Origin of the sequence: Sneathiella chungangensis (genome assembly GCF_009882935.1) — a bacterium.
GTDB classification, from domain to species: Bacteria; Pseudomonadota; Alphaproteobacteria; order Sneathiellales; family Sneathiellaceae; genus Sneathiella; species Sneathiella chungangensis.
The window spans coordinates 258,188-265,523 of record NZ_WTVA01000014.1 but is presented as its reverse complement, the minus strand read 5'-3'; the positions used below and the strand labels follow the sequence as shown (position 1 = coordinate 265,523).

Below are 7,336 nucleotides of genomic sequence, written 5' to 3'. Positions count from 1 at the left end.
CAAGGAATACAATGAATGGGTTCAGAGTAATTCGCCGCCCGATCACCAGCGGTGTTACAATTTGAGCTTCCAAGAAGTTTATCCCCAGAAATACCAAGGCCGGTGTAACCATGCCCCAAAGAGATGTTGAACTGATTAACCCGACACCAAGCAAGATGGCAAAAGTTACCGCGGGCCCAATGAAAATCACATAGTTGAGTGCAGCGGCGAGCATACCCCAAAGCAAAGGTGAAGGGACGCCCAACGCCCATAACGCGAGGGTTACGCTCAACCCCATTCCAATATTTATGATGGTTATTGCGAGGAGGTAGTCAGAGACATTATTTTCAATTTCACGAAAAACACGCGCCATGTGCCATCGGGTTCTCCGGGTCACGGGAAGGCTCAAAATTGTCCTCCGTAGAGTGTGACGCGCGGCAACGAAGAAATAGAAACTCGCCAGAAACAGCGCTATCTGACCAATGATGGTTGGGGCAAGAATCGCCGCATCCTGAACAGTGGAGCTATCGTCAACGACAACGGTATCCCCGCTTTTCTGGCCCGTCACGCTTCTGAGTTGGGCTTGCAATTCCGAGATTGTGTCCAGGTTATCCTGCCAGCTTGCGAGCTCAAACCGCAGCCGCGCCCAAATTCTGGGTAATTGGTCGATCCAGGTCGACAACGGGGCCGCAAACACGGCGATTGCAATGGTGATAAGGATAATAAACAGCAACACAACAATCGCCGCCGAGCGGGACGCCGGAATATGAAATTTTTCGATGCGGTCCGCTATCGGCCCGAACATGATGCCGATCACAACCGCGAGCATAATGGGTGCCAGGATTGTCTTGGAAAAATGCAGCGTTGCGACAAGCGCAACTAAGGCAAGGAATATAATTGATACTCTCGCCGCCGCGTCAATTCTGCTTCTATGCCTTGATGCGGCAGAGGAGTTTCCGGTTGTTGCTTGTTCCATGTTCTGCATTATGGTGTGTCCGATGCCGGTTTCTAAACGTGTTCTTCTTCCTGCTGCTTGCGTTTATCAAACATCCGAGACATTTCAGTCGCGTCCGCATCGCTTACCTGGTTTTTGGCAAGTTTGAACACGTCTCGCTCTTCTTCCACAATATGGTGTTCAAGTTCATCTTTGAGCTTTTCGAATTTCTGTATCCAGCCTGCGCTGCTCATATCCATGTCAGAAAGTTCATTGATCAGTTCATCCGCGCCCTGGTGTTCGGATACGCTATGGCGAGCCTGTTCCTGACTTTTCGGATCCTCGATCAGAACGGCATAGAGGGTTTGTTCTTCGGCATTGGCATGACTTACGGCTTCCGCCTTGAATTGCTCGAACAGGTGGCGACGCTCGTCGGAGTCTCCTGACGTTTCCATAAGTTGTTTCGCGAGTTCCTTCTGTTTCTCGTGATCCTTGATGAGGCGTTCATAGATATCCATAGGTTTGCTCCTTCGATTGTTTGGTGCAGTACAAACATCTGCAACCTCAAAGAGTTCCCGTAGAATGCAAATTTTTTTGAGGGGAAGTACTGTCAAGTCACTTGCAGTGCTGGCGCTAATTGAGTGAACTTTTCCACCACATCTTGAGTAGTTGTTTATGTCGCAATTGGATCAGGTAGTATTTTTTTGCTTTTGGATCAGCCGAAATAGTTTTTTCTACGCGTCGGGTGTCTGCCGGTTTCAGCATGCCGTCCACATATTCCTGAATTTCTTTTTTGCTAAATTCGCTTGAATTCACGCCATTAAAATATTTGTCATCGGGCACTGATCAACTCTCTTCTGTCTAAATTCTCGATCCAACTCATACACCCAATGAACTTAATCCGGATTTGGTTCCATGGAACTTTTTGCGGGCTGCGCTGTTTGTAAGGCTGTATGAAGCAAAATTGAGGAGAATCCAGATGATTGGTTGGGCAATAACCTTTTTATTAATTGCATTGGTGGCGGCAGTATTTGGCTTTGGCGGGATCGCAGCTGCCTCCGCAGGGATTGCAAAGATTATTTTTGCGGTATTCATCATCCTGTTCGTGGTTAGTGCGATTATGCATGTCATCAGGGGGCGCAAACCTCCCCTGTAAGTCGCGAGCTTTCTCAATCCAGGGATAGCGCGAGTAAATTGATCAAAACGGTACTTCTGTCGAAGTGCCGTTTTTTGTTTCTTGTAAAGAACATGCTCTTGTAGGATGGGAGGATGAAATATCTATCCCCGAAGTTTTTCTCAGTTTATCTCACGGTTTTGCTCTTCGGCTTGGTGTTTTGCACATTCCTGCTTGTTGTCGGTGAAAGCCGGATAAGGGCCGAAAGCAAAAATATTCAGCAATTGGTGCAGTCACTTTTTGAAATGGAATCTGCAAGCCTTCTGGTAGAAAAAATGATTTTGAGCCAGCAGGGCTATATGATTTTTGGTGAGCAGCAGTTTATTGAGGATTATGAAGAAACAAAGGAGAGGCTATCGAAAACGCTGACTGGACTATCGCTCTTTAGTCTAGAAGACCAGTTTCAACGAGGTATCCTCGGATCGGTAGATCAAAAAATTTCTCTTCTTGAAACAGAGCTTGAAGGTCGGGCCGCCAACAGGCTGACTGTAAATACTGCAGACATCGTTACCGCCAATCAAAAAATTGATGCGTTGAAAAGTGAAATTTCAGAAACTTTCGAGGCGCTAATCTCAGAGGGAAAAAGCCTTCTCGATTCTCAAAGCCTGTCCGCGGAAAATAAAACAAGGCAAAATGAACAGCTCATGCTGGTCACGGCGGGCATAGCAATATTGCTGACTATATCGATTTCGGCGAATTTTTTCCTCAGGCGAAATTTCCGCCTACTTTTTACTGGGCAGGTTTCTGAAGAAGAGCAGGTTTTGGAACTGGCCGTTGAAGGCAGCAAGGATGGTATCTTCGATTGGGATATTCAGTCAGGGGAAGTAAATTATTCGGATCAATTCATTGCCATGTTGGGATGTGAAAGTGGCGATTTCAAAGGAAATATTGAAGATTTCGCTGACAGGCTGCATCCGGAAGAGAAGGAAACAGTCCAAAATTATATCGATCTCTATCTAAAGGGTCGCTTATCTGAATATTCAAATACTTTCCGGCTTCGGCATAAGTCCGGGCGATGGGTTTGGATAAGGGCACGGGGCGCTGTCATACAGGATTACAATGAAAAGCCGTCTCGATTTGTTGGCACGATTACGGATATTAGTGCGGAAAAAGATTACGAGCTGAAACTTGAAGGGGCGATACAAAAGGCTGAAGAGGCGAATGCCGCGAAAAGTGAGTTTCTTGCGCATATGAGCCATGAAATACGGACGCCACTGACGGCGATTACCGGTGTTGCAGATATTCTCGATCAAAGCGCAAATGAACTGGATCAGAAAAAGCAAAAGCTTGTCAAAGTGCTGCATTCCAGTTCCATAAGCCTGAAAGACTTAATTTCGGATATTCTTGATTTCTCCAAGATTGAGAGTGGCGAACTTGAATTGGAGGAAACGTCATTCAGCTTGCCAAGCATCTTTGAGCATATAACAAGTATTATGTCTGTCCGGACGAAAGAGAAAAATCTGGATTTCGTTTTCGACTATGCAGACGTAAAAAATCTCGAATTTTACGGTGATCCTGTTCGCATTCGTCAGATACTGATCAATCTGATCGGCAATGCAGTCAAATTCACGGAAGCGGGACATATCCATGTGAAAGCCAAGACCGAAGATCAAGGCAATTTTTCCGTGCTCCGAATAGATGTCGAAGATACAGGCATCGGGATTTCCAAGGATCAGGCGGATCTGATTTTTGAGCGTTTCAAGCAGGCGGACTCAACGGTATCGCGAAAGTTTGGTGGTACGGGTCTTGGGCTGCCAATATCTAAGAAGCTCGCCAGCTTGATGGGCGGGAGCATCGAAGTTGATAGCGAGATCGGCAAAGGGTCTGTTTTTTCTCTTATCTTGCCAATCACCGGGGGCATCAAACAGTTCAAGGATGGATTTGAGCAAAGCGAGGCGGATAGGAAGAAGCGCGTAGATGAAATGAAGGCGCATATCGAAGAAGCTCAAAAGGCTTTGCTTGTCGAAGATTACGAAGGAAATATCACTGTACTTGGCCACATTCTGGAAGATATGGGCATTGAGTTTGATATCGCCAAAACGGGTTTGGAGGCGGTCAACCTTTGGAAAGAAAATCACTATGGTGTTATCCTGATGGATATTCAAATGCCTGAGATGGACGGCTTTACTAGCACCAGACTAATTCGGAGCATTGAAAGTGAGAAGGGGTTTGATCGAACACCGATTGTTGGAATGACGGCCCACGCCCTTGTCAGCGATAAGGCGAAATGCATTGAGGCTGGTATGGATGCGTATTTACCTAAGCCGATTGTTGAAATTGACCTGAAGGCGACTGTATTGAAATATCTGGGAAATATGTCGGAAGAAGAACTAGAAAGCCCAGATGTTTGATCCGGGCTTTCAGCAAAAATCTTAATGAACTGTTGGGGCCTCCAAAAGCTGTTGTAAATTCTCGCGGGCGCGTGAGAGGCGGGAGCGTACTGTGCCGATCGCGATCTTCAGGAAATCGGATACTTCCTGATAGCTCAGGCCCTGGACGCAAATCAGGATCAGAATTTCCTGATGTTCATGGGAGAGCCTGTTCATGGCCTCGTTCACGGTCTTCAGCTCCATTTGCTTATCTTGCGGCGCTTCAATGGATTCTGCTTCCAGATAGCTTTCCGGATCATATTTGGTTTCATACTTTGCTTTCCGACGATAGTCGGATGCAAACTGGTTATACATGATCTTCGATGTCCATTTAAAAAGATCCGTGTTTTCCTGGAACAAATGCTTCTTCTCAATTGCTCTCAACAGCGTATATTGAAGGAGATCTTCTGCATCATGATAGTTCTGGGTCAGGCGACGGGCAAAATTCCTGAGACCGGACACTTCTGTAGTCAATTCTTGATTGTTGAACATTTGCGTCTTCCTTTTTGCTAGTCGTTGTCGATGTTGCAAAATGGAAGTTAGACGACCGATGTAACCTGTGATTTTCGCCTTTGTATGAATTGCGAAAGAGTTTGTAACAATTTTGTATGCGGGTGATAAAATGCCCTGAGGCTCTATAAAAAGGATAGCTTAAATGAATAAGGGCGCGGTCCTGTTAATTGATGATGATGAGGGGCTCCGGACAGTGCTGTCGCACTATTTCGAGGCAGAAGGGTACTCAGTCATCACGGCAAAGGATGGCGCAGAAGTTTCAAATAAACTCGCCGCCGAGCAATTAGACGTCATTTTGCTTGATCTGGTCCTCCCCGATACAGATGGTACCAGCCTTATTCCTGTTATAAGACAGTCGACATCTGCGCCGATTATCGTTGTCAGCGGGAAAAACGACACGACAGAGAAGATTATCTGCCTGGAAATGGGGGCAGATGACTATCTCACAAAACCCTTTGAGTTGAGAGAATTGAAAGCTCGTATAAAGGTTGCGATGCGGCGCGCGAATGATCATAAAGTGGATCATGCGGCGGCGTCTGAAACAGTAACGGAGACTGACGTCATTGCTTTTGGCCGTTTCACCCTGGATCGCGATCAGTATCAGGTTTTTGACAAGGACGGTAATTCCGTCGATTTCACCATTGGTGAATTCCAGTTGCTGGAAGCCCTGGTCACCTCGCCTAAAAGAACCTTAAGCCGCGAGCAATTGTTCGAGAAAACCCGCGATGGCAAGTTTGATATTTATGATCGTGCAATTGATATTCAAATAGGCCGCATTCGTAAAAAGCTCGGTGAGGATGGGCCAATTCTTATCAAGACGATGCGTGGCGTCGGGTATATGTACGCGCCGAAAAGCTAGGGCCTCGCCAAATATTGGAACTTTTTTTTGATTTGTTTGTTTGTTGGATGCAAACGAAATCAAATGGAGTTTTACAATGGCCAAATCTACCGAAACTTACCCAGAAATTGATGAGCTGAAAGACGATCTTGCAGCTCTGAAAAAACATATGTCCGAATTGACGGCAAGCCTGAAGCAGGATGGCGTTGATGAAGCAGAAAAAATCGGCGCAAGAGCCAAGGAAAAACTTGGTGAGTTGAAAGACCGGGGAAGCAAGGGTATCGAGCAGATCGAAGGCAAGGTCAGAGAAAAGCCGGGCCAGAGTATTGCGATCGCCTTTGCCGCCGGTTTCTTGGCCAGCATGCTTATGCGGAACCGGAGCTAACCCGTGAATCCGCTGCTGCAAATCCTGCAACAAACGCTCGCCGATAATTTTGCGCCAAAAAAATCAGGCATTTTGCAACGTGGGGCAATGGGGGCGTTTGTTGTGGCCTTAGTCGTGGCTCTATCATTTATTGCGTTATTCTTCCTGGCGCTATCTTTTTACAGCTGGATGCTCATGCATGTTCTGCCTCCTCTTGCGGCGCTGGCCACTGCCGGAAGCATCCTGCTGATATGCCTTGTTGTCGTAACGGCGCTGTACCTCATTTTGAGGTCGAAGCCGAATACACCATCGCAGGCGGATGAGACGGTCCGGATGATCTCGACCGTCGCCGCAATTGCAGGAGACGAACTTGGAAAAACAGCGGAAACCAACCCTAAGACGACGCTGCTTCTTGCGGGAGTCGCCGGCCTTATTGCCGGAAAGTATCTAACTTAGTTGGGAACTTTTTGAGCGATCAGGCGTTGGTTCGGTTGATAATCAAGAGAAAACGAAAGGACAGGCTGATGAATACAATTAGCAAGGAAGCACGCGTAATTTTTATGTTAGGACTTTTCGCCCTTGCGTCCCTCTCTCTTACTGCCTGCGAGACGATGGAAGGTGCCGGCCAGGACATAGAGAAGGCTGGTGAAGCAATTCAGAAAAAAGCAAATGAATAAGTTTACTTGAGCTGGTGTCAGATGGGTAACCGGAACTCTCAATCTGGCAACATGTAACCAATAAAGCCGCCTTCGTCAGGCGGCTTTATCTTTGCAGAAATTGCACCGTTGTCTTCTTTACTGACAATGATCTACAAAACGGTATTGGTAAGGCTCGGCTGGAGTGCATCCTTTCCGTCCATAGTCAATTCTGCCATAATAATCACCGCCTTAGTATGCTATGCTGGCGGGGTTTGGCAGTTTTCGTAGGAAAATGACATGAAGTGGGTGGCCCAGAAACTTTGCGCTGAAGCTGGTGACTACGAATTGTTTGTGGAAAAACAGAAGCAGGACTGGGAATGCGATGAGCCCTTGGATCTGTGGAAGTGGGCAGTCGTGTTCCACGGTACGATTGTGGCGAGCGGCGCGACTAGAGACATGGAAGACGCGCAGCGCATTGCCGAAGCCAGTATACCAAGAGAGACCTAGATAAATTCGTTTGAAGGGTG

The 7,336-nt window shown here is 46.9% G+C and carries 11 protein-coding genes; 7 read left to right on the top strand and 4 right to left on the bottom strand.

Annotation, left to right across the window (positions count from 1 at the left end):
• The 3 genes from GQF03_RS13030 to GQF03_RS13020 form a co-directional block, all read right to left on the bottom strand.
• The coding region (locus tag GQF03_RS13030) for an AI-2E family transporter (protein WP_161339715.1) at nt 1-964 on the bottom strand (964 nt) is incomplete at its 3' end.
• A gap of 23 nt (nt 965-987) precedes the next feature.
• Nucleotides 988-1,431 (bottom strand): hemerythrin domain-containing protein, encoded by a 444-nt coding sequence (locus GQF03_RS13025; RefSeq protein ID WP_161339714.1) that lies wholly within the window; start codon nt 1,429-1,431, stop codon nt 988-990.
• 115 nt (nt 1,432-1,546) lie between these two features.
• The gene (locus GQF03_RS13020; RefSeq protein WP_161339713.1) at nt 1,547-1,756 is read right to left on the bottom strand and encodes an anti-sigma factor; all 210 of its coding nucleotides are present in this window, start codon (nt 1,754-1,756) and stop codon (nt 1,547-1,549) included.
• Nucleotides 1,757-1,892: 136 nt separating this feature from the next.
• Here GQF03_RS13020 and GQF03_RS13015 point away from each other — a divergent pair, with 136 nt between their 5' ends.
• Both GQF03_RS13015 and GQF03_RS13010 read left to right on the top strand, forming a co-directional pair.
• Entirely contained in the window at nt 1,893-2,069 is a 177-nt protein-coding gene (locus GQF03_RS13015; RefSeq protein WP_161339712.1) for a DUF1328 domain-containing protein, read from the top strand.
• A gap of 113 nt (nt 2,070-2,182) precedes the next feature.
• A complete protein-coding gene (locus tag GQF03_RS13010) occupies nt 2,183-4,438 on the top strand; it encodes a hybrid sensor histidine kinase/response regulator (RefSeq protein WP_161339711.1) in 2,256 nt (751 codons plus the stop codon).
• A gap of 21 nt (nt 4,439-4,459) precedes the next feature.
• On the opposite strand, the gene GQF03_RS13005 is transcribed toward GQF03_RS13010, so the two are convergent.
• Nucleotides 4,460-4,948, bottom strand: coding sequence for a sigma-70 family RNA polymerase sigma factor (locus GQF03_RS13005; RefSeq protein ID WP_161339710.1), 489 nt, complete (start codon nt 4,946-4,948; stop codon nt 4,460-4,462).
• A gap of 163 nt (nt 4,949-5,111) precedes the next feature.
• Here GQF03_RS13005 and GQF03_RS13000 point away from each other — a divergent pair, with 163 nt between their 5' ends.
• From GQF03_RS13000 to GQF03_RS12980, 5 genes are all read left to right on the top strand, one after another.
• Nucleotides 5,112-5,828, top strand: coding sequence for a response regulator (locus GQF03_RS13000; RefSeq protein WP_161339709.1), 717 nt, complete (start codon nt 5,112-5,114; stop codon nt 5,826-5,828).
• Nucleotides 5,829-5,904: 76 nt separating this feature from the next.
• Nucleotides 5,905-6,192, top strand: a complete 288-nt coding sequence (locus GQF03_RS12995; protein ID WP_161339708.1) for an ElaB/YgaM/YqjD family protein — start codon at nt 5,905-5,907, stop codon at nt 6,190-6,192.
• Between the two features lie 3 nt (nt 6,193-6,195).
• Nucleotides 6,196-6,627 carry a hypothetical protein gene (locus tag GQF03_RS12990; RefSeq protein ID WP_161339707.1) on the top strand — a complete coding sequence of 144 codons (432 nt, stop codon included), beginning with the start codon at nt 6,196-6,198 and terminating at the stop codon, nt 6,625-6,627.
• Nucleotides 6,628-6,695: 68 nt separating this feature from the next.
• Nucleotides 6,696-6,848 (top strand): entericidin A/B family lipoprotein, encoded by a 153-nt coding sequence (locus tag GQF03_RS12985; RefSeq protein WP_240958740.1) that lies wholly within the window; start codon nt 6,696-6,698, stop codon nt 6,846-6,848.
• Between the two features lie 258 nt (nt 6,849-7,106).
• Nucleotides 7,107-7,316, top strand: a complete 210-nt coding sequence (locus GQF03_RS12980) for a hypothetical protein (protein WP_161339706.1) — start codon at nt 7,107-7,109, stop codon at nt 7,314-7,316.
• Nucleotides 7,317-7,336 lie beyond the last annotated feature (20 nt).